Raw genomic sequence first — 19,057 nt, 5'->3', positions numbered from 1 at the left:
AGTTGATAGCGGATATGTTTTACTCTGTTTATCATCGATAAGCGAACCTAATACAAAATCAATTCTTCCGGAGCACATATGGAAGTTACTCGACTTTCGGTGAATTTAAAACTAGATCTCTCTTCTTCAAGACAAAGTCAGATATGCTCGGCTGTACATCATTTAGAGCAATATTTTCTCAGGGACGAAATTTTCGAGCTCGATAAAAGCCCTTATGTATACACATTGGGATAGGTTCACTTATTCGCTAGGCTCCATTCTAACAGTGCTTGCTCTTAAGAGTGCGGGGCGCACAAATATGTATCCATAGTGTAAGAACCAGGACAAAAATTTTTTACTAAGGTGAAGGCGTGGCAATCTTTGACATCGAAAAGGACGAATTACTTCGGCTCTCCGATTCTCAGTTGGAAGAGCTGATAGCTCGGCTAGCTGAAGCTGAAGTGGCAATGCATGGCCATAGTCCAGCATGTGTAAATTGGTCTGGTTCAATCACTGCCCCTGACGGAGGAATTGATATCCATGTTCAGGTTCCAGTTGAGCAACTGGATGCTGGCTTTCTTGTAAGGCCTGATACGGTCTTTCAGGCAAAGAAACATAGGATGCCAAAGGTTGCAATCGAGAAAGAGATGGGCACCGGCAAAGCACTTTCATCGACCATTTCTGAACAAGCCAGAAAGCAAGGCAGCTACATCATTGTCAGCTTGGGCGATGATTGCTCGCCGTCAGGAAAGACGGATCGTCTCAAAGCAATGCGGGATGCGGTAAAAGACGATCCTAACGAAAGCAATCTTCATCTTGATTTCTACGACCGTTCCAAACTCATTCAATGGTTGCGCCAACACCCTTCAGTCATGCTGTGGGTAAAAGGGAAACTTGGACAAGGGTATTCTGGTTGGCAACCATACGGTGCGTGGAGCAATCCACCACAAGGTTTTACGGACACTTTAATCTCAGCCCCAGGTGTAACTATTACTTTACCGTCGGGAAAGGGGCAAAAACTCAAAATTGAGGAAGCTATTAATCCAATGCGGGCACTTATTCGGTCGACGAATAAGGTGGTTCGTATTACAGGATTATCTGGTGTTGGGAAGACCCGGATCGTTCAGGCACTCTTCGATGAAACTGTTGGAACAGATGCGCTTGACCGGACAGTAGCTATTTATGTTGATACTGGAGCTGAGCCAGTACCTTCGGCAACGGCGATGCTTGATAAGCTGATCGCTGAGGGCCGACGAGCCATCATGATCCTCGATAATTGCCCATCAGAACTACACGCTTCACTTGCCAGCAAAGTATCAGCCGCAGGAAAAGAAGTAAGCCTTATCACTATCGAGTACGACATTAAGGATGACAAACCACAGACAACTGAGGTCATCCATATTGAGACAGATGGTCCGGAGGTCGCAGAGCAACTTCTTATCCGTCGCTACCCTTCTATTGGTCAGAATAATGCCCGTCGTATTGCTGAGTTCGCAGATGGGAATGCAAGAGTTGCTTTGGCTATAGCGGAGAGAGGAGAAGAAGGAGAGAGTTTGGCTCTGCTTTCTGATGCGCAGTTGTTTAATCGCTTGTTTGAGCAGCGTAATCATCCCGACGGGGATTTACGTGAGCAAGCTGAAATATTGTCCCTGGTATATTCGTTCTCCGTCTCTAATCCGGGTGCAGTTACCGACGAACTGGAAATATTGGGTGCCCTCTTTGGGTATTCCAAAATACAGTTATTCAAAGCTGTTACGAAGCTGATGGAACGACATATTGTCCAGAAAAGATCCCACTGGAGAGCAATCTTGCCTCATGCCATTGCTAATAAGTTGGCAGCATCCGCGCTTAATAGCATTCCAGTTTCTCAACTTAGAACGACCTTTGAAGCCCCGGGTTGTGAGCGTTTATTAATGTCTTTTTCCCACCGCCTGGGGTTGCTGCACGACCATCCTGTTGCGAAAGAGGTTGTTGAAGCTTGGCTTCAGCCTGAAGGTATGCTGGGGGGAATAATCGAATTAAATGATGTTTCGGCACGAATACTTGAGTATATCGGGCCAGTTGCACCTGAAGCATTACTCAACCGAATTGAGGCCGTACTCTCCTCACCTGATTTTAAAGGTATGGAGCCAGGCTACAATCCGCAGCGACGAAGCGTCCTCCGTCTTTTACAATTATTGGCATACGAACCGAACGCCTTTGATCGATGCGCCAGGCTCCTTATTCGAATGGCAGACAACGAAGCCGATAATAATGACCAGGATTCTGCTCGAAACATGGTCCCAAGGTTTTTCCAGGCGTATCTGTCTGGTACTCATGCATCCCTAAGCCAGCGTATTGCTTTAATGGACGAATGCACTGCATCAAGCATTATTACGCGTAGATCTTTGGGCTTAAAGATGCTGTCAACTGCCCTGGATGGCCCACAGTGGTCAGGGTTTGGGGTTGGTGAGTTTGGAGCTCGACCAAGAGACTATGGATACGAACCCAACTATGATGAACTTTTCGAATGGCGCAGCGCCTTTATTGACGTCATTATCCAATTAGCGGCATCCGGAGATCCTGAGCTTGAAAGGTCGGCACGATCAATCCTGGCTGACAAATTCAGGGGTATTTGGTTTCAAGAAGCAATGCGAGACAAACTCGTCGATGCGGCCCGTACATTAAATGCTTTTAGTCATTGGATAGAAGGTTGGAAAGCCGTTCGTACAACAATCTATTTTGACTATACCAAGCATGGCGATGGAGATGATGTTGAGCCGTTACCGGACAATCTTGCTGCCTTAGAGAAGCTGTTGGAGCCCACAGAGTTAATTCCAACAATAAAGACATACGTGTTGAGTACAAATCATGATTATTGGGCACTGGATCCGGATTTTGAACATGAGGACACCAATAGATATACCGCAGCCCGAAAACGCCTAGAAGATAAAGCATTTCAATTAGGATGCGACTTTGCCTTATCAGATCATGTGCTTGAAGAGTTAGGATCTGGTCTGTTTTCTATTGGTGGAATGCCTTATCGTGCTGTCTTTGGTCGAGGGCTTGCTCGAGGGGCACATGATCTATGTGTTGGCTGGCAGCGACTTGTTGAACAAATTGAAAAACAGCCAGATGCTAACAAAGACTTTGGAGTTATTGGGGGATTCATCGAGGAAGTTGACTCTGTCGATCCATCATTAGCACAGAAGTTTCTCGACCATTGTGCGCAGCATCCTGAACTTCGACAGGTATTGGTTGGCTTGCATCCTTGGGGGAAATTTACAGTAAATGATTTGGATCGCTGCATGAAGCATTTGGATGATCCAGACATTCGCCCTTTCATGTATGAGCCAATTCTCTGGCGAGACCAATACGCCAATTTACCGAGAGTCCGTTTACTTGATCTTGCTAAGCGCCTCCTAAATAAAGTTAACGGCGACGATGTTATTTTGGACGCACTATCCATGAAGCTTCATGGTAAAGATGAATCTACAGATACGCTTAGCGCAGACTTTCGACTACTTGGTCTCACTGCCGCAATCCAGAGAATTAAAAACAGCGACAGAGGCCAAAGAGGTACAAATGATTTTTACATGGAGCGAGTTATCGAAGCCGCGTTGCGTTTCGATGGTAATGAGGTAAAAAAAATTGAGTGGTTGGACGCAATTTTCAATCTCATTGATGAAAGCTATGGATATGTTTTTGAATTCGAGAAGACTATAGCAACAACTGTTGCGTTAATGCCTGAATTATTTCTCAATTGCATTTTTGAATGCACCGAGGAACAGCAGCAGAGAAGAAAATTCTTTATTCGTCGTGGCGGTTTACGCCGTTCTCCTCTTGCTGATGTAAGTACTAGCGTCTTGATTGCATGGTGCCGTGCCAGAAATGATCCCAGTGTTTGGGCTGCTATTGCGGCTGGTGTGACTCTCTGGTCAAAGAATGATGAACAGAATGTACTAACCATACACGAAGCTGCTATAGAACTGTTAGAGGCCTCTCCTGAGCCATTAACTGTGCTGGAGTCTTTTGCTGAGCAAATCACTCCATCATCCTGGACTGGTAGCCTGGCGAACATAATGCAAGCTAGAGCAAGAGCCATCAGTGCGCTGAGTAAACACGCGCGTCCGGATATCGCCGAGGCAGCCAAAACAGTTGGTGAAAAAATGAGTCAGTGGGTCGCGCGCCAAAAAGAACGCGAACAACGGGAAGATAGTGAAAGGGAACAACGGTTTGAATGAAGGCTGGTTGAAGGCTAATTCAAAAATAATAGTAACCAATCTCATATATAAATAAAATTAACAATGGAATTATTCAATGGGCTTCTTTCAGAATATAAATAAAAATAGATATGAAATCATTGCCGTACTACTCATGGTTAGCATCGGACTGATCAATTTAGGATGGTTGAGTTTGAAGACAATTCCAGAAACCCCACCCGGATATTATGAAAATATCGTTATTGAACATACCCAATTACTCACGAACCTGCGAAGTGAATATCAAAATCAGCGAAATGAAATGAGGGATGAATTGATGTCCAAAAAGCATACTTTCTTAGAATCTGCGCAAATAGCACTAAAGTTGAATATTTCAGAATCTAGATACTTGGATTTTTGGTTAGCAGAAAAACCAATTATCATTGGTATGTTAAAGCCATTTGAAGAGAAAAAATATCTAAGCTGGTATTTAAATCTTCCCCCAGAAACTCAAAAGTTAGTTCAGGATATAGCAGATAATTTACATTCGATTTATCCAAAGCTTGCTGAATGTAATCAAAATGCGGTTAAGGATTACATGGCATTGGTTTCGGGACTTACCGCACCATCTGAGGATAAATTATCTACTGCTTTGGTTGCACAAACCCGGGTAATAATGCGTAACATCTCTCAAAATAAAAATGCTTTTTCAGAAAAATGCGATAGTGCGATGGTGTCATACTTCTCTTCGGTACAGTTGTTATCCAGAACATATAGTACACTTGCGGATACTTATCAAATTTATTCAGAAAGAAATGAAATGATTCGCAAAATACTTAGCACGATATTTTCGTTTTGTTTATTCGTAGTTTGCTATAAGTGCCGGGAAAATTTAATAAAAAAGGCAGCACAGTCAATGGGAGGGTGAATTTCTGCCAAGACCACTGTGGCGACTACTATTAAGCAATAGATATTTAGAACTTACCCTGCATATTCTGCGTTACAATTACCCCGCAGAAATAAAATACACAGACTGATTCTTAAATTATTCGCAAAAGACTCTTGGAAGGTCATGGATATTCTACATAATCGAGAGATTGTACTCTATTTATAGTCCTTAACAATTCTTAATTGTATTCTACCTTCATCAAAAATAGATATCGGCAGAAACGCACTGAAAGGTGTCTTAGCAGTTTTTTGTTAGTCATAAAATGTCTGTACGTTATTTTGCGTTAAATTTCCTGGAGCCATATTAGAAGAATATTCTGGAGCAGTTTCTTTAGAAATAGCGCAATAACACTCTTACTAATCCAGATTATTTTCATTCCATATCTCATTGCATAATCAGCATGAAACTTAAGTGTTTATCGCCTCTTTATTTTTTCAAAACAGCTTCAGAAAACGCAAACCCCAAATAGCGATCCTTCTTTAGCCAGCCTTTTATTGTTCTTTCCAAATTACTGGGGTCTAAATTAGAACCCCTATCTTTCGGTTCATTTTCAAGGAATATCTCTAATTCTCGCTGAATACCTGCAATTGCTTTCGGTATTGAAGTCCATTTTTTCAAAGGCGCTTTCTTATGCAAAATACGGATTATTTCTATTTTAATCGGCATGTATTTATCATCCATGCTTTCTTTGATATTCTCACGCCTTTCCTCTTCTTTTTCCTCCTTATCTTTAGCCCACTCCTTATTTTCTCGACTCCCCTGCCATTTACCATAAAAATACATGGCATCTTGAATATACTTACACCCATCGGATATACGCTCTCTGCCAGACACGAGAAAGGCCAGATGGTAATAACATAACGATATATATAGATACTTATCAAACCTTCCCTGCAAAACTGCTTCAACCCAGACAGATGCAGCCTCACTTTTCAGCAACTGCGTACTTTCCGCCAGAAAATATTCAAGCCCATCATATTCCTGTTCTCTCATTTCACAAAACCTTTGAACATCCTCTTGATATTTTTTAGTCGATATTTCCCCATCTTGTTTTAATTCATCAAGTTTAAGTTCATAAGCGTCTTTCAACTCGTTAAAAAGGGCACTAGCGTCATTTACTTTCAAAATCCCCTCCAGAATGTCAATACGTGGGCTAATGTTCTTTTATACTTAACCTCACGTCTCCCAAACAATTTTTCCTACCGCTAGTCTCTGTCCTGTTCAAACCAACCCAAACAGAGGCAAAGCAAAATGACTATATCAACAGTGAAAGTACTACGTTTACCTGATGTTGTCAGCAAACTGGGGATCGCCAGATCGACCATCTATGACTGGTTGAATGTGAAATCCTCACGCCACGACCCTACATTCCCGAAACCTTATCCGCTGGGCAAGCAATCCGTTGGCTGGCTGGAATCCGAACTGGATGAATGGATTCTACAGCGACGGGCTTCATAGCCTCTCTGGCATCCTGTTGCAGCGAATACTGCAGTTGAACTAACACAAACAAATAGTGAACACCCACCGTATGCCCATACCCGGCAGGGTAAGCCGCATCGGTGATGTCACTTTTGAATTAATTTAAAAAAATTCAAGGAAAATAAAAATGAGCTATTTACCGTTGATGCCTGGATTCCAGCACCAAACCATTCCTGTGCCAACCATCCCTTTATGGGTGTTTACATCTATGATGCAAAATTCCATGAACCACCTGCAGGATGGGGGGAAGATTCCGGTGGAATTAGCTGTCAATGTAACTTTATCCGCTGTATCTGAGGCCTGCCAGTCCCTGGTTGAAGTGATCAATCCTTTTACGAATATGCCGGAACCCTGTGCACTTTATATCGTGACACTGGCAGATTCAGGTACAGGGAAATCGACCGTAAACAAACAGCTCAGGAAGCCATTCGACAAGCTGAAAGCTGAGTTAGATGAAGCTTTTCAGGAGAAATTGGCTGCATACGAGCGTGATTATGCCGTCTGGGAGACAAAACTTCAGGCCCTGAAAAGCAACCTGCGTACCGCAGTCAAAAAACAGCTCTTTCTCAACGACGCTGAAGCTGAACTGGCATTACATACGGGCCTGAAGCCCAATAAACCCGTATTGCCCACTCTTACATACAACGATATCTCGGTAGCTGCACTCATTGAAGGATTAAGTGAATATCCAACTGGAACCGTGAACTCCGATGAAGCGAGCGGCTTTTTTGAATCCTGCGCGAAAGATAATCCAGCGTTTTTTAATAAAGCCTGGGATGGTGATCGCTATGAACACAAACGCAGCCATCAAGCCACCCGCAGTTTCAAACCGACACTGACTTTATCGTTAATGTCGCAAGGCCCTCTCTTTCTTAATTTAATGATAAAGAACCAGGATAAGCTTTTAAAAAGTGGCCTGTTAGCCCGTTTCCTGTTTACGAATATCCATACAAACACTGCAGCTCGTATGGGTTATCGTTATCACCCTAATACATCTGCCGATGGTGAAGCTGCATTAACCAGTTTTAATATCCAGATTGGTAAATTGCTGGAAAAGCAGAAGCAAAACATCCTTTCAGGTAAAACTGAGAAAAAAACACTCAAACTGTCTCCTGAAGCTGTAGAGTTTTGGGAGAATAAGCGTGAAACATGGATTTCTTTGCCAATAAATGATCCTCGTTGGCGTTGTGTTGATTACATGCTGCAGAAAGCTAACACTAATACATTACGCATAGCTGGTTTGCTTCACTATTTTTCCGACCAGGAAACAGACATTATTCCACTCAGTGTTGTTCAGAATGCATCACTTATCATGGATTGGTATCTCAACCAGGCAGTATCTTGGTTTTATCAGTTCACTGATGAATATAAGTTTCAACGAGACGTATACGAGCTTTACCAGTGGATTAATCAGAAATTTATTTCCAATCGCGGGATTCCATTCAAGAAGAACGACATCATGAAATATGGGCCCAATAAGTTCCGCCGCAGTGATAAGCTGGAACCTCTGCTGAATAGCATAATCGCCACAGGTGCTATTGCTTACGTCAAGCCAGGCCCTCATTCAGCCGTGTACATTACTTGGCATATGGGCAATAACTATTATGCTGCCGTTATCGAAAATGCTGCTAACGTGCAATTTCCCCCACAGCAATTGCCTAAGCAAATTAATTAATTTGGCGTGTTTCAAGACAGGTCTCCATTAACATCAAGATAACAAATTACATCACTGAATTGTTATCAAAATTCACATTCAACAGGCTCATTGGCACTTCCGTGTCATGGGCCTTTTCCACCTAAAACGGAAGCATCCCTTTGTCATTACCTTGCTACTATCGCTACAGTAGCGGTTTGTAGCAGCCTTTTGAAATACTCGCACTACACAAACACACTAAATCGCTCAGTTTTCATCCTGCCCAATACCCGTGAGGTAACGCGCTACCGTGTTGCTACAACGCATAGCACCCTAGAATCGTTAACTAAATGTTACAGTGAAAGTTACTACAGCGATATTTACCCCCTGCTACAACTCTATTCCATCCTGTCGTATACCGGCTATCTTAAATATATCAGCGCTGGCTACAACCAAAATTACGCTGTCCATCAGTACGGTCTTTCGAATGGAGTTTAGCCATATATTCGAGATGCTGAAATATCTGGCCTCGCCTGTACTCAAAGTGTTTATCATTAATTTTCAGTGTGAAGTCACCCTCAAGCACAAAATGTACCAACTTATAGTACCGCTGATAATCCGGTTGGGTGTGAAGATTCAGTGTTCTTACCCATGCTTCCATAATCATTAACGCTAGGCTATGTATGTACACTCCACTAACAGGACAGTAAGGCCCCACATTCCAGTACGCATCGTTATTCAGCATCAAAGCCACATGGTAATGTTTCTTACCTTTTTGCTCACCAAACTCTCTTAGCCAGACGTAACGAACATCAGTATGATGTACCCGCTTAGCCTGTATTTTTTTCCGCTTCTGTGCTTGTTTTATCTGAGACTTTAGTGACTCCATAAAACGAGTCATCAATGTTGAGTCATCACGATATTGTTCATAGTTGGTATCTGGTATTCTTAAATCTATTCTCTGAATGAACGTCCTTGGATGTGCACTAAGAGATTGATTCAAGGTATCATGAATGCGGTTTATGTGATGCTGATTACATGGCCCATATAACTTACTAATGTATGGTTTCATTTCCAACCCCTTATGTTAGTTATTTCAATACAATGTTCTGGATATGTAATTAATTACTTTTATGTACCACTGATAAATACATTAATGTTTTAGGTATTATATCCCCCTTCTCTATTGTTTTATTACAGAACAGACAATAATCACTCCACAAACAGTAATTTTGCAATAGTAGAAGGAAACATTAAAAACGAGTAATTTATCTACATAATATAACTCTGAAGTTACTGTCAAAGAAGCATTGTCAGAAATTGCTCTAAATATGAATTATCCTTACCCTGCTGTTCGAGTTAAATTTTATTTTCCAGATAATTTCATGTCTATATAACACTTAGGAGACGGTACAAAAAAAATATTCCGGCTTGGTACAACATATTGATCTATCACACCGATCGATACTTAACATTGGATAGCTTAAACCTATTGATAAAAACAAATTGATCGATATTTTAATAGATGATAACGATCAATTCCTGGAAACTGATCTGTATTAACGATTATCCGCTAGCTCATTTAATCAATACGATCAGCCTGCTCCCTTTAAAACGGAAGCAGGCTTTTTTGTATGTAAATCATCAGGAAAGGAAACTAAATGCTCAGAAACCATTATGCAACTCTGGCTGGACTACTGGTGCTCAGCCACAGTGCCAGCGCCGTACAGGCTGACCAGCAATGGGGGGACTGGTACGGGAACATCAGTGCCATGGAGTTTGAACTCAATACTCAAAATGCTTCAGGTGAAGTGCTCACACTGACCTGTACAAGCGGAAAGCTGGCTGCTGCTTACAGCGTACCTGCGGAGGATTACCGCGTCTCGTCACAAACAGGACTTTCTGAACCTGGAGTCAGTATCAATGGTACGAACCATCCTCTGGATGAAACTGCCTTTACTGCGCTAAAAGCGACATGTGAAAAAGACGTAATAAAAATGACCTCTATGAATGCCGTTATCTCTAGAAAATTCAGCGCCAAAGGGCTGAATGAGGCACTGGCTGATGCCACATGGCAGGACTGCATTAATCATTAATAAACTGAAAGGAAACCTTATGCGTAAACTCATTGTTTTATCTCTCAGCTCCGCAGCACTGTTTTTTCCATTGGTCTCGTCTGCAATGACAATTCACGGCGACATACATCCCGAACGCTATACCTTCTTTTTGACTCAGGAAGGCAGTAATCAACTTAAACAGGCAAATGACCGGATAGCGAAGAATCCACAGGCTTACACGCTTGATGTGAATCATACCGGCATTCAACCCTTTGACGCTGTTCGCTGGAACGGGAAGCCTGTAAAAGCTGTCACCTGCGTCTTGGTAGACGGCGTGATGATGGGACAAAAAGCCACGTGGTCACAATGTAAAGACGAGAGCGGTGCTGAGTATTTCGGCAATAAAGGTTGGCTGGTACGTGATTACGTCGCAAAAGCCTGTGAAGTCGGAAAATCAGATTGTCCTGTTTATCTTGTGCTTCAAACAGATCCTCCAACAATGCGAAGTGATATGGCTAACTTCGTTCCTGCCCCTAAAAACTTTAATGCTTCGACAAGCCTGACGGATGAAATTAAATCTGAAGGTTGCCAGATGGCGGATAACTCCTTTGAACATGCCAAAAGTAGTCTGCGTTGTCGTGCCATTAATACCGTGCGTTTCATCCGCAAACAAAATACCGAAGCGGCATATGAAGCTGATGTAACTACCACGACAGGTGAAACATTCACGATGTCAGTGGGGTATTCCTACGGTAATCCGTCCGCCAACGAGCCGGGCTGGCGCACGATTTCGATCAACCAGGGAGACACCATTACTGATATCCGTAAGCAGGGCCATTGGGTTCCCAATGGTTATAAATAACCTTATCAGTGAGATAACTTTTTATTCGGCATTCAGCTAATGGAGGTTCAGTGGGAAAAACATTACAGCAGGAAACACCACCAACCGTGGACTGTACCTGGCAACTTGTTTTGAGTGTTGCCGGTGTGACATTGATGCGCAGCAATTCTGTTGGGGTTAAAGCACTGGGAGCCAGCCTCACCACACTGAGTCTGATACGTATCATTAAAAAACTCGCCACACTCGCCTGATCACCCTTTCTGAGCGCTCAGAGGATCAAAGTAATATGTCTGAAAATACCCAGGGGAAACTCAAGGGACTGAAAGAGAAATTCAGTATGCTGCGAAATGTCTCCTCCACTGATAATCCGGTTGAGCGGGTTGAAGAAAATGTCAGTGAGCAAACGGCAGAAGGGCCAAAATCCCGTACTACACGATATAAGCGATTGCTCGATATTATCGTTATCAACGGCTTACTGAACATTGCTGAAGATAAACTCAGTGACGATGTATTTATCGAGTCGGTGTTCAGTAAGGCTTATGAGCTTCTGCCCGTACCGGTCAGACTGGTTGTCAGAAGGGAATGGTGCCTGGCTTATCTCCAGTCACGGAAAGCCCCGTTACTGGCGCAACTACAGCTCTACCGGGCCGAAAGACACGACTCAGCAGAACTGACGCCACCTGCGCTATAACCAACGTTACCACCAGCCACCTAATCAGACTCATTAATAACAGACAGGGCCATCCTTCGGGGTGGCCTTTTTTATGCCCATTTTCTACAGGAGTTTTTATGATCCGTTTAGCCAGCCGCTTCGGCTCAGTCAATCTTGTTCGCCGCGACCGCCCGTTAACCCGTGACGAACTGGCACACTATGTGCCGAGTGTCTTCAGCGAAGATAAACATGAATCCCGCAGTGAACGCTACACCTGGATACCGACCATAACCATTCTTGAAAATCTGCAGCGCGAAGGCTTCCAGCCATTCTTCGCCTGCCAGACCCGAGTGCGCGACCCGAGCAAGCGAGAGCATACCAAACACATGCTGCGCCTGCGTCGTGAAGGACAAATTACTGGCAAGCAGGTACCAGAAATTATCCTCCTTAACAGCCATGATGGTTCCAGTTCATACCAGATGCTTCCGGGTCTATTTAGATCGGTTTGTCAAAATGGGCTGATTTGTGGTGAGTCTTTCGGGGAGGTGCGCGTGCCGCATAAAGGCAATGTGGTGGAGAAAGTCATTGAAGGGGCTTACGAAGTGCTGGGGATTTTTGATCGAGTGGAAGAGAAGCGTGATGCCATGCAGTCGCTGATATTACCGCCACCTGCACAGCAGGCGATGGCGAAAGCGGCTTTAACCTATCGCTTTGGCGAAGATCATCAGCCGGTGACGGAATCGCAGATCCTTTCCCCGCGCCGCTGGCAGGACGAGAGCAACGATCTGTGGACCACTTACCAGCGTATCCAGGAAAACCTGATCAAAGGTGGACTGTCGGGGCGAACGACCAAAGGTAAGCGTGCTCATACTCGTGCCGTGAAAGGTATCGACGGGGATGTGAAGCTAAACCGCGCCCTTTGGGTGATGGCTGAGAATATGCTGCAGCTTGCTTCATGAACCTTTTTACCATCCATCTCTTCACGCCCTGCCGCTAAGCCGGTGGGGCTTTTTGTTTTCAGGAGCAATTATGTTCGCACTCAATATATCCCCGGTATTCACTGCCAACGAGCAACGTGTCATTCGCCGCGCACTGCACCTGCTGGAAAAATATCAGCGTCAACCCAGTGAGCCTTTTATCTCCACCAGCGTCACTAAAACCTGGCTGCAACTTCAGATGGCTCACCTGGAGCGTGAGGCCTTCATCGTGATGTATCTCGACAATCAGCACTGTCTGCTGGAGCGAGAAACGCTGTTTAGCGGGACACTCAGTCATACAGAAGTGCATCCACGTGAAGTGGTTAAATCGGCCCTGAAGCACAATGCTGCTGTAATTCTGGCTCACAACCATCCATCGGGGACGACAGAAATCAGCCAGCAGGATAAACATATCACCCAGCGGGTCGTAAAAGCATTGGCACTGGTGGAAGTGCGGGTGCTGGATCATCTCGTAGTAGGGAACGAAGTGGTTTCTTTTGCCGAGCGTGGTTTGCTTTGAACGGAGGTATTCATGCCATTTACACCATCCCATGAGTGGGGGTTACAAAGCGATATCACCCCAAGATTTGGAGCCAGATTAGTTCAGGAAGGCAATCGCCTACATTACCTCGCTGACAGAGCCGGTTTGACGGGGAGTTTTAGTCCAGAGCAATTACAGAAACTGGAACAAACTTTCTCTCTGTTTATAGCACAACTGGAAAATATGCTGCGTACCGGCGAGCTCAATCCTCGTTGGCAACATCAGGTGAAGGTTAACCTTGCCGGATTAAGCTGTGTAGCTGATACCCGTGCCAGTTGCGGCTACGTTTACATTTCAATTTATCCAGCCCAGTAACACCTTCTCTCTTCTTCTTTTATCAGGACTTCACTCATGCAAATTTCAACTGCACCGGCTACGGTACCGGTTTCGCCACACCTGTCGCCCGTCCAGTTATGGCAGCAATTGTTAACATATCTGCTGGAGCATCATTACGGCCTCACACTCAATGACACACCGTTCCATGACGAACTTGCCATACAGGAGCATATTGAAGCTGGCGTTACACTTGCTAATGCGGTGAATTTTCTAGTTGAGCGCTATGAACTTGTACGTATTGACCGAAAGGGATTCACCTGGCATGAACAAACACCTTTTCTTACCGCTAACGATATTCTCACAGCTAGGAAAGCTACCGGATTAATGCACACATAAATAGCGTTAGCCTTCCTTCCGATCTCGCCTTTCTTTTCTCATCAAAAAGAGGTGAAAAAACTTTTAGGCACCTATATAGGCACCAAAGAAAAGTTGAATTATAACTTAGGTCAACCATTTCAATATATTACATCACCAATTCAGACTCCCCCAGCCCACCAAAATTCTCCATCGGTGATTACCAGAGTCATCCGATGAAGTCCTAAGAGCCCGTACGGCGCAAGCCCTGCGGGCTTTTTTGTGCCTCCGATATGTGTGTAGCAGCCCGAGAAAATGCATCTTCATCCTGAGATAATGGGCAAACGTTTAAGTAGATGGCAAACGTCCCCTAAAACATATCCCCATTCGCGTAAGAACTGTAATAGGTAAAAGAGAGCGCCTCTCGTAGACACCGAATTTTTATCACTGAGTGCTGCCCTCCATGCCGGTGCAGTTTATGACCTGTTGCTGAACGAGACAAAAACAAGCCCTTCTGCTATCTACAATGTGCTCCTCAATAACAAACCTGAGCTGGGTCAGCCATCTTACCAACCCTTACATTCACATCGGTCTGGCGCAGCCTTCATTTTCAGTATCACCGCCTGTATTATTGGTACGAAAAGCACCTGAAATAAGGTATAAAGCGGCATGAAAATTCCAAACAGAATCCAACCCCTGATCGATGACGGTCTGGTAGACGATGTGCTTCAGCGACTGAAAAGTGGCAAAGAAGCCGACGTTTACACTGTCTTGTGTGGTGACAAAATCCAGTGTGCCAAAGTGTACAAAGAAGCCTCGCAGCGCAGCTTTAAGCAGGCGGTGCACTATCAGGAAGGGCGTAAAGTCCGTAACACGCGTAATTCGCGCGCCATGCAAAAAGGCTCAAAGTTCGGGCGTAAGCAACAAGAAGAGACCTGGCAAATGGCCGAGGTCGATGCACTGTTCCGTCTCGCGAACGCCGGAGTGCGTGTCCCGCAGCCCTATATGTGTATCGATGGCGTGTTATTGATGGAGCTGGTGACTGATGCAGAAGGCATGGTAGCTCCGCGCCTTAGCGATGTGACGTTAACGGAAGAAAGCGCCGTTGCCGATTTCCACACGATGATCCGCAACATCGTTCGCATGTTATGCGTTGGCATCGTACACGGCGACTTATCAGAATTTAACGTGTTACTTGATGCCCAAGGCCCGGTGATTATCGACCTTCCGCAGGCCGTTGACGCCGCCGCGAACAACCACGCTGAGTCCATGTTTGAACGTGATGTGGGCAACATCACCGCCTACTACGGTCAGTTCGCCCCCCAGCTATTGCAAACACGTTATGCGAAAGAGATTTGGGCGTTGTATGAAGATGGGAAGTTAACACCAGAATCTCCGCTGACCGGTCTCTTTGTTGAAGAGCTTCAGGATGTGGATATGGGTTCACTGATGGATGAAATCATTGCCGCAGAAGATGAGTACTACGATCGTCAGCGCGCAGCCCAGGAACGTGACGACCAATAACGGTGGAATGAGCGGTGTTGTTGCCAGGTTTCGTCATTTAAAACAGCGCGCAGACTCTCAGTCCACCCCATTAAATTTAACGGCTTATCCACGGGAGCGTTTCACATTAGGATGTTCTGACTCCTTTGACGTTTATCAATCGCAGGCTCCCTCATGAACACTTTCAGCATCATCGCCATCCCCTTCTTTGCCGTGGCGATTGTCATGCTCGTACTTGCGGCTACGCGTAGAGAACGTGCTTTTTTGATAGTCGGCGGCGTGTTTATGGCCTCATCTGTTATCAACGCGGTGATAGGTTTGTCGGTATAAAAATCGCAATAACAGTCCCCTCGTCTAAAACCCCACTGATCCACTTACAGTTTTTTCCTAGAGCCGTGCCGCTTCGCTCGTGTCATCCTTAACACGCTCATAACATGAATAACGTTAGTTGAGGATATGATGAAAAAGACAATTATTGCATTATCTGCACTTCTGCTGGCGACGCCTGTTTTTGCCGCAACCACACATGCAACCGACGATACCGTTGCCGCGGCGAATGAAAACGCGAACAACGCAAAGCAAAAACTGCATGAAGAGCAGCACAAAGGCGAACAGCTGAAGCTGAAATCTGAACATGCCGCTGAAGGAAAAAGCGAAAGTTTTGGCAGTAAAGTGAGTGAAGATTCGCAGAAAGCCTGGCATAAAACCAAAGAAGGTACCGAGAAAGGGTGGGATGCCACCAAAGAAGGTACTGAGAAAGGCTGGAATAAGACGAAAGAAGGCGCAGCAGAGCTGGAAAAGAAAGTCACTGAATAAGCCCGTTTCTCCCCTTCTAAAGGCCGCCTCGCGGCCTTTTTTATTACCTCGCCTAAAATTTCTCGAATAACTTTCCTGCTCCATGCGTTTACACCCTGTCGCTTACTGGAGATCCCACGATGATTCGCCTTACACTTCTTTTGCTTACGCTGATGCTGTGCCCGAGCTTACGCGCAATGCCTGTCAGCTATGCCATTGATACACACAGCACGCCTATCACCCTCTCCTGGCGCGCGTTCGGCGGCATTCTTTCCTGGGCTAATCTCGACAGCGCGACGGGAAATGTGACCTTAGATCCCGAGAATGAGTTTGCCGATCGTATCAACGTGAAAATCCCCGTCTCGACGCTGGTCGCCTCCAACAGTTTGCTGACGTGGCAGCTTAAAAGTGACATGTTTTTCGATGCTGCGCGTTACCCCAATATTGTGTTCAGGAGCACCAGAGTAGTGTCGCTTGGTAACGGTCGTTTCAGGGTATTTGGCTCGTTACAGGTAAAGGATGTTCAGCGTCCGGTGATCCTTGAGGCGGTACTGGACGATCGCAAAGTGACCGATGCGATCTCCCTTCACGCCACGACCGCCATCTCCCGTTCCGCCTGGCACATGGACAAATTCGCCATGGTGGTTGACGATCGCATCAATATCAAAATTGATATCCATGCCAAATCATGACAGTGCAGAGTGTAATTGCCGTGCGCTGTCCTGTAATTGCGACGCAGGATTTCGTCCGATAAGGACAAATTGATAGCCCCGGCTATTCCACCACGCGACGTTCATGCCGTGTCGCGTTTCACGGGTGATTTCCGTGCGACTCTTCTGCCCCAGCGGAGAAATACAGAGCGCCATCGGGCCGTAATCCGCATGTATCCAGGCTATCTGCGCGATAGAGGTGCTCTCATAGCGCAGGATGCGGACCATTTTTAGCTCCGCGCTCTGCAAAGCGAGTTGCTGTTCATTAACGTGTAGCCCGATATCCTGGGCCGTGCGCGCCAGCCCTTTCTGAAGTACTGACGGCGAGCTGTCCAGATCGAGCAGCGTTTCAGCGCTATACAGCGACATGTATTGGGCTTCGAGATCGCGTATATGGCCATTTTCGTCGCGCACCTCTTCGGATGGGCGCACCAGATAACCCAATCCCGAACCGATAACCAGGAAGCTGAGCGACGCGGCGATCAACGCCCGACGGCTCACTCCAGCGCGTTTCGTCGACTGCTCGTCCAGATAAGCGTCCAGTTTTGCCTGCATTCGCGCGGACGGCGCATCGTCCAGTAACGGTGCAAAGGCGCCTGGATAATCCTGATTGCTTTTCATCAGCTCAGCGGTACGTGCGGCGAGTTGTTCATCGCTGTTTAGCTGTTGTTCAAAGGCTTGAGCATCAGCGCGATCCATTTCGCCGTCAAGCCAGGCGACTATCGCATCATCGTCATAAGGGGGCGCAAAACGTAGCGATTTCAAGATCGTTTCTCCTTTGCCACAGGTCGCACGGCTGCCGATTTGGCAAGCGTTGCCCGTGCCGTTGCCAGACGGCTCATTATCGTGCCAATCGGCACCGACAGCGTGTCTGCTGCCTCCTGATAGGTAAATCCCTCGACATACACCAAAAACACCGCATTACGCTGCGCTTCCGGGAGGGCATTCACGCTCTGCATAATTTTTTGGTAGTGCATCCGATCGTCATTCTGCCCATGCATATCCGGGGCGATAAGCTCGTCGCTGGGCACAAATCCCTGTCCCATTCTGACCTGACGAGCGCGGAGATCGGAGATCCAAATCGAATGAAGAATCGAGAACAACCATCGGTCGATACGCGTGCCGGGCGAGTATTGCGCGCTCTTTTCGAGCGCGCGCACGCAGGTGGACTGAACCAGCTCTTCAGCAAGATCCCGATTACGAGACAGCACCAGGCCGTAGCGCCAAAGGCGCGTAAGATGGGCTGCAAGATGTTGGCGAACGTCACTGGTGGTGATTTTTCATGCTCCTGTAAGGGTCAGGATTCCGGATGCCCGTTAATCGCGCTCTGGAGATCGCGATACTCTTCGCAATGTTGGCCGCAAATTCCGGCGATAACCTGCAATTGTTCTTTTGCCAGATCCGGGCGGCCTTTCACCATCCAGGCCTCTCCCAGATATTCGCGGGCTTTGGCGTAATTCGGTTCAAGGGCAAGCGAACGCTGGTAATAACCGATTCCTTCGTCCGTGCGCCCCAGCTTACGCGTCGCGTAACCACGATAATTCCACGCCTCAGCAGTATTGGCATTTTTCAGCGTATCCAGCAAATTCAACGCCGCCTGGTACTCACCTTTTTTGGCGAGATGATAGGCATAGTTGGTTTTGTCCTGATCGCTAAGGCGCGTCGACTTCTCGGGCACACACTGTTTCGTCGCGCTGTCATAAACCTGGCCTTTCGGGCAATCGGGCGTTTTGCTCTCGGTATTATCATCCCCCATCGCCAATGCCTGCGGTGCCTGGAAGCAAAATAACAGCATTGAGATAGCAAGGGAACGGGCGTTCAAACGTGGCGATTTGGCTTTCATTTTCTACTCCTGGTGAGGTCTGTCAGGTCAACAAGGTGTAAACGCCTGAGCCTCCCGTTCTATTCGACGAAAATGAAATTTTTATTGATATAAACATCATGCTGACTGCGCATTCATTACGTAAGCGTGAGCCGTTAATTCAAATAAACAATTAACGATAGCTTAATTACCATTTTGACTAGCACAGCATTATTATATTTCCAGTATTATTTTAAACGACGGGCGCAAACATAATATATCTTAAACCCTATTATACACTGCAACTAAACCAAAACTTTAGTCACGCT

The 19,057-nt window shown here is 45.8% G+C and carries 21 protein-coding genes; 16 read left to right on the top strand and 5 right to left on the bottom strand.

What is annotated here, in order from left to right; genetic code table 11:
* Window positions 1-350: 350 nt before the first annotated feature.
* Together AC07RN_RS18665 and AC07RN_RS18660 are read left to right on the top strand one after the other, a co-directional pair.
* Window positions 351-4,202, top strand: a complete 3,852-nt coding sequence (locus AC07RN_RS18665) for a hypothetical protein (protein ID WP_478337030.1) — start codon at window positions 351-353, stop codon at window positions 4,200-4,202.
* 76 nt (window positions 4,203-4,278) lie between these two features.
* On the top strand, window positions 4,279-5,088 hold the full coding sequence (locus AC07RN_RS18660) for a hypothetical protein (protein ID WP_332540228.1): 810 nt from the start codon (window positions 4,279-4,281) through the stop codon (window positions 5,086-5,088).
* Between the two features lie 447 nt (window positions 5,089-5,535).
* Here AC07RN_RS18660 and AC07RN_RS18655 read toward each other — a convergent pair whose 3' ends face one another.
* On the bottom strand, window positions 5,536-6,234 hold the full coding sequence (locus tag AC07RN_RS18655) for a hypothetical protein (RefSeq protein WP_478337029.1): 699 nt from the start codon (window positions 6,232-6,234) through the stop codon (window positions 5,536-5,538).
* Between the two features lie 126 nt (window positions 6,235-6,360).
* Here AC07RN_RS18655 and AC07RN_RS18650 point away from each other — a divergent pair, with 126 nt between their 5' ends.
* Both AC07RN_RS18650 and AC07RN_RS18645 read left to right on the top strand, forming a co-directional pair.
* Window positions 6,361-6,567, top strand: coding sequence for a helix-turn-helix transcriptional regulator (locus AC07RN_RS18650; RefSeq protein ID WP_113876206.1), 207 nt, complete (start codon window positions 6,361-6,363; stop codon window positions 6,565-6,567).
* Between the two features lie 148 nt (window positions 6,568-6,715).
* The gene (locus AC07RN_RS18645; protein WP_478337028.1) at window positions 6,716-8,263 is read left to right on the top strand and encodes a DUF3987 domain-containing protein; all 1,548 of its coding nucleotides are present in this window, start codon (window positions 6,716-6,718) and stop codon (window positions 8,261-8,263) included.
* A gap of 394 nt (window positions 8,264-8,657) precedes the next feature.
* On the opposite strand, the gene AC07RN_RS18640 is transcribed toward AC07RN_RS18645, so the two are convergent.
* Window positions 8,658-9,293: an inovirus Gp2 family protein gene (locus AC07RN_RS18640; RefSeq protein ID WP_130956108.1), complete on the bottom strand. Its 636-nt coding sequence runs from the start codon at window positions 9,291-9,293 to the stop codon at window positions 8,658-8,660.
* Between the two features lie 589 nt (window positions 9,294-9,882).
* Between AC07RN_RS18640 and AC07RN_RS18635 the strand changes: the two genes are divergently transcribed.
* The 12 genes from AC07RN_RS18635 (at window position 9,883) to AC07RN_RS18580 (ending at window position 16,909) form a co-directional block, all read left to right on the top strand.
* Window positions 9,883-10,317 (top strand): hypothetical protein, encoded by a 435-nt coding sequence (locus AC07RN_RS18635; RefSeq protein ID WP_050287066.1) that lies wholly within the window; start codon window positions 9,883-9,885, stop codon window positions 10,315-10,317.
* A 19-nt stretch (window positions 10,318-10,336) separates the two neighbouring features.
* A complete protein-coding gene (locus AC07RN_RS18630) occupies window positions 10,337-11,140 on the top strand; it encodes a hypothetical protein (RefSeq protein ID WP_447510306.1) in 804 nt (267 codons plus the stop codon).
* 50 nt (window positions 11,141-11,190) lie between these two features.
* Window positions 11,191-11,370: a hypothetical protein gene (locus AC07RN_RS18625; RefSeq protein WP_110021563.1), complete on the top strand. Its 180-nt coding sequence runs from the start codon at window positions 11,191-11,193 to the stop codon at window positions 11,368-11,370.
* A 35-nt stretch (window positions 11,371-11,405) separates the two neighbouring features.
* Entirely contained in the window at window positions 11,406-11,810 is a 405-nt protein-coding gene (locus AC07RN_RS18620; RefSeq protein ID WP_447510308.1) for a hypothetical protein, read from the top strand.
* 98 nt (window positions 11,811-11,908) lie between these two features.
* Window positions 11,909-12,730 (top strand): DUF932 domain-containing protein, encoded by an 822-nt coding sequence (locus AC07RN_RS18615; protein WP_447510309.1) that lies wholly within the window; start codon window positions 11,909-11,911, stop codon window positions 12,728-12,730.
* Window positions 12,731-12,800: 70 nt separating this feature from the next.
* Window positions 12,801-13,268 carry a RadC family protein gene (radC, locus tag AC07RN_RS18610; protein ID WP_447510310.1) on the top strand — a complete coding sequence of 156 codons (468 nt, stop codon included), beginning with the start codon at window positions 12,801-12,803 and terminating at the stop codon, window positions 13,266-13,268.
* A gap of 12 nt (window positions 13,269-13,280) precedes the next feature.
* Complete coding sequence (locus AC07RN_RS18605; RefSeq protein ID WP_478337027.1) at window positions 13,281-13,604, top strand: type IV toxin-antitoxin system YeeU family antitoxin; 324 nt, start codon at window positions 13,281-13,283, stop codon at window positions 13,602-13,604.
* Window positions 13,605-13,640: 36 nt separating this feature from the next.
* Window positions 13,641-13,961 (top strand): TA system toxin CbtA family protein, encoded by a 321-nt coding sequence (locus AC07RN_RS18600; protein WP_478337026.1) that lies wholly within the window; start codon window positions 13,641-13,643, stop codon window positions 13,959-13,961.
* Between the two features lie 627 nt (window positions 13,962-14,588).
* Complete coding sequence (locus AC07RN_RS18595; RefSeq protein WP_015960107.1) at window positions 14,589-15,443, top strand: PA4780 family RIO1-like protein kinase; 855 nt, start codon at window positions 14,589-14,591, stop codon at window positions 15,441-15,443.
* Between the two features lie 153 nt (window positions 15,444-15,596).
* A complete protein-coding gene (locus AC07RN_RS18590; RefSeq protein WP_478337025.1) occupies window positions 15,597-15,752 on the top strand; it encodes a hypothetical protein in 156 nt (51 codons plus the stop codon).
* A 129-nt stretch (window positions 15,753-15,881) separates the two neighbouring features.
* Entirely contained in the window at window positions 15,882-16,238 is a 357-nt protein-coding gene (locus AC07RN_RS18585) for a hypothetical protein (protein ID WP_015960108.1), read from the top strand.
* 119 nt (window positions 16,239-16,357) lie between these two features.
* Window positions 16,358-16,909 (top strand): YceI family protein, encoded by a 552-nt coding sequence (locus AC07RN_RS18580; protein ID WP_478337024.1) that lies wholly within the window; start codon window positions 16,358-16,360, stop codon window positions 16,907-16,909.
* Here AC07RN_RS18580 and AC07RN_RS18575 read toward each other — a convergent pair.
* The 3 genes from AC07RN_RS18575 to AC07RN_RS18565 are packed head-to-tail and all read right to left on the bottom strand — an operon-like array spanning window position 16,904 to window position 18,722.
* Window positions 16,904-17,692 carry an anti-sigma factor family protein gene (locus tag AC07RN_RS18575; RefSeq protein WP_478337023.1) on the bottom strand — a complete coding sequence of 263 codons (789 nt, stop codon included), beginning with the start codon at window positions 17,690-17,692 and terminating at the stop codon, window positions 16,904-16,906. The two genes, AC07RN_RS18580 and AC07RN_RS18575, sit on opposite strands and share 6 nt — an antisense overlap.
* Window positions 17,689-18,204: a sigma-70 family RNA polymerase sigma factor gene (locus tag AC07RN_RS18570; protein WP_478337038.1), complete on the bottom strand. Its 516-nt coding sequence runs from the start codon at window positions 18,202-18,204 to the stop codon at window positions 17,689-17,691. The genes AC07RN_RS18575 and AC07RN_RS18570 overlap by 4 nt, the downstream gene beginning before the upstream one ends.
* Before the next feature lie 20 nt (window positions 18,205-18,224).
* Window positions 18,225-18,722: a tetratricopeptide repeat protein gene (locus AC07RN_RS18565; RefSeq protein WP_223297201.1), complete on the bottom strand. Its 498-nt coding sequence runs from the start codon at window positions 18,720-18,722 to the stop codon at window positions 18,225-18,227.
* Window positions 18,723-19,057 lie beyond the last annotated feature (335 nt).

The sequence above is a fragment of the Lelliottia sp. GFLA7 genome (genome assembly GCF_056490165.1).
This window is presented reverse-complemented; position numbering and strand designations above follow the sequence as displayed.

Coding starts and splice junctions, on each gene's coding strand:
- AC07RN_RS18600 (WP_478337026.1), top strand. CDS start 13,641: ATGCAAATTTCAACTGCACCGGCTACGGTACCGGTTTCGCCACACCTG.
- radC (WP_447510310.1), top strand. CDS start 12,801: ATGTTCGCACTCAATATATCCCCGGTATTCACTGCCAACGAGCAACGT.
- AC07RN_RS18615 (WP_447510309.1), top strand. CDS start 11,909: ATGATCCGTTTAGCCAGCCGCTTCGGCTCAGTCAATCTTGTTCGCCGC.
- AC07RN_RS18640 (WP_130956108.1), bottom strand. CDS start 9,293: ATGAAACCATACATTAGTAAGTTATATGGGCCATGTAATCAGCATCAC.
- AC07RN_RS18630 (WP_447510306.1), top strand. CDS start 10,337: ATGCGTAAACTCATTGTTTTATCTCTCAGCTCCGCAGCACTGTTTTTT.
- AC07RN_RS18660 (WP_332540228.1), top strand. CDS start 4,279: ATGGGCTTCTTTCAGAATATAAATAAAAATAGATATGAAATCATTGCC.
- AC07RN_RS18580 (WP_478337024.1), top strand. CDS start 16,358: ATGATTCGCCTTACACTTCTTTTGCTTACGCTGATGCTGTGCCCGAGC.
- AC07RN_RS18585 (WP_015960108.1), top strand. CDS start 15,882: ATGAAAAAGACAATTATTGCATTATCTGCACTTCTGCTGGCGACGCCT.
- AC07RN_RS18645 (WP_478337028.1), top strand. CDS start 6,716: ATGAGCTATTTACCGTTGATGCCTGGATTCCAGCACCAAACCATTCCT.
- AC07RN_RS18620 (WP_447510308.1), top strand. CDS start 11,406: ATGTCTGAAAATACCCAGGGGAAACTCAAGGGACTGAAAGAGAAATTC.
- AC07RN_RS18590 (WP_478337025.1), top strand. CDS start 15,597: ATGAACACTTTCAGCATCATCGCCATCCCCTTCTTTGCCGTGGCGATT.
- AC07RN_RS18565 (WP_223297201.1), bottom strand. CDS start 18,722: ATGCTGTTATTTTGCTTCCAGGCACCGCAGGCATTGGCGATGGGGGAT.
- AC07RN_RS18635 (WP_050287066.1), top strand. CDS start 9,883: ATGCTCAGAAACCATTATGCAACTCTGGCTGGACTACTGGTGCTCAGC.
- AC07RN_RS18605 (WP_478337027.1), top strand. CDS start 13,281: ATGCCATTTACACCATCCCATGAGTGGGGGTTACAAAGCGATATCACC.
- AC07RN_RS18595 (WP_015960107.1), top strand. CDS start 14,589: ATGAAAATTCCAAACAGAATCCAACCCCTGATCGATGACGGTCTGGTA.
- AC07RN_RS18650 (WP_113876206.1), top strand. CDS start 6,361: ATGACTATATCAACAGTGAAAGTACTACGTTTACCTGATGTTGTCAGC.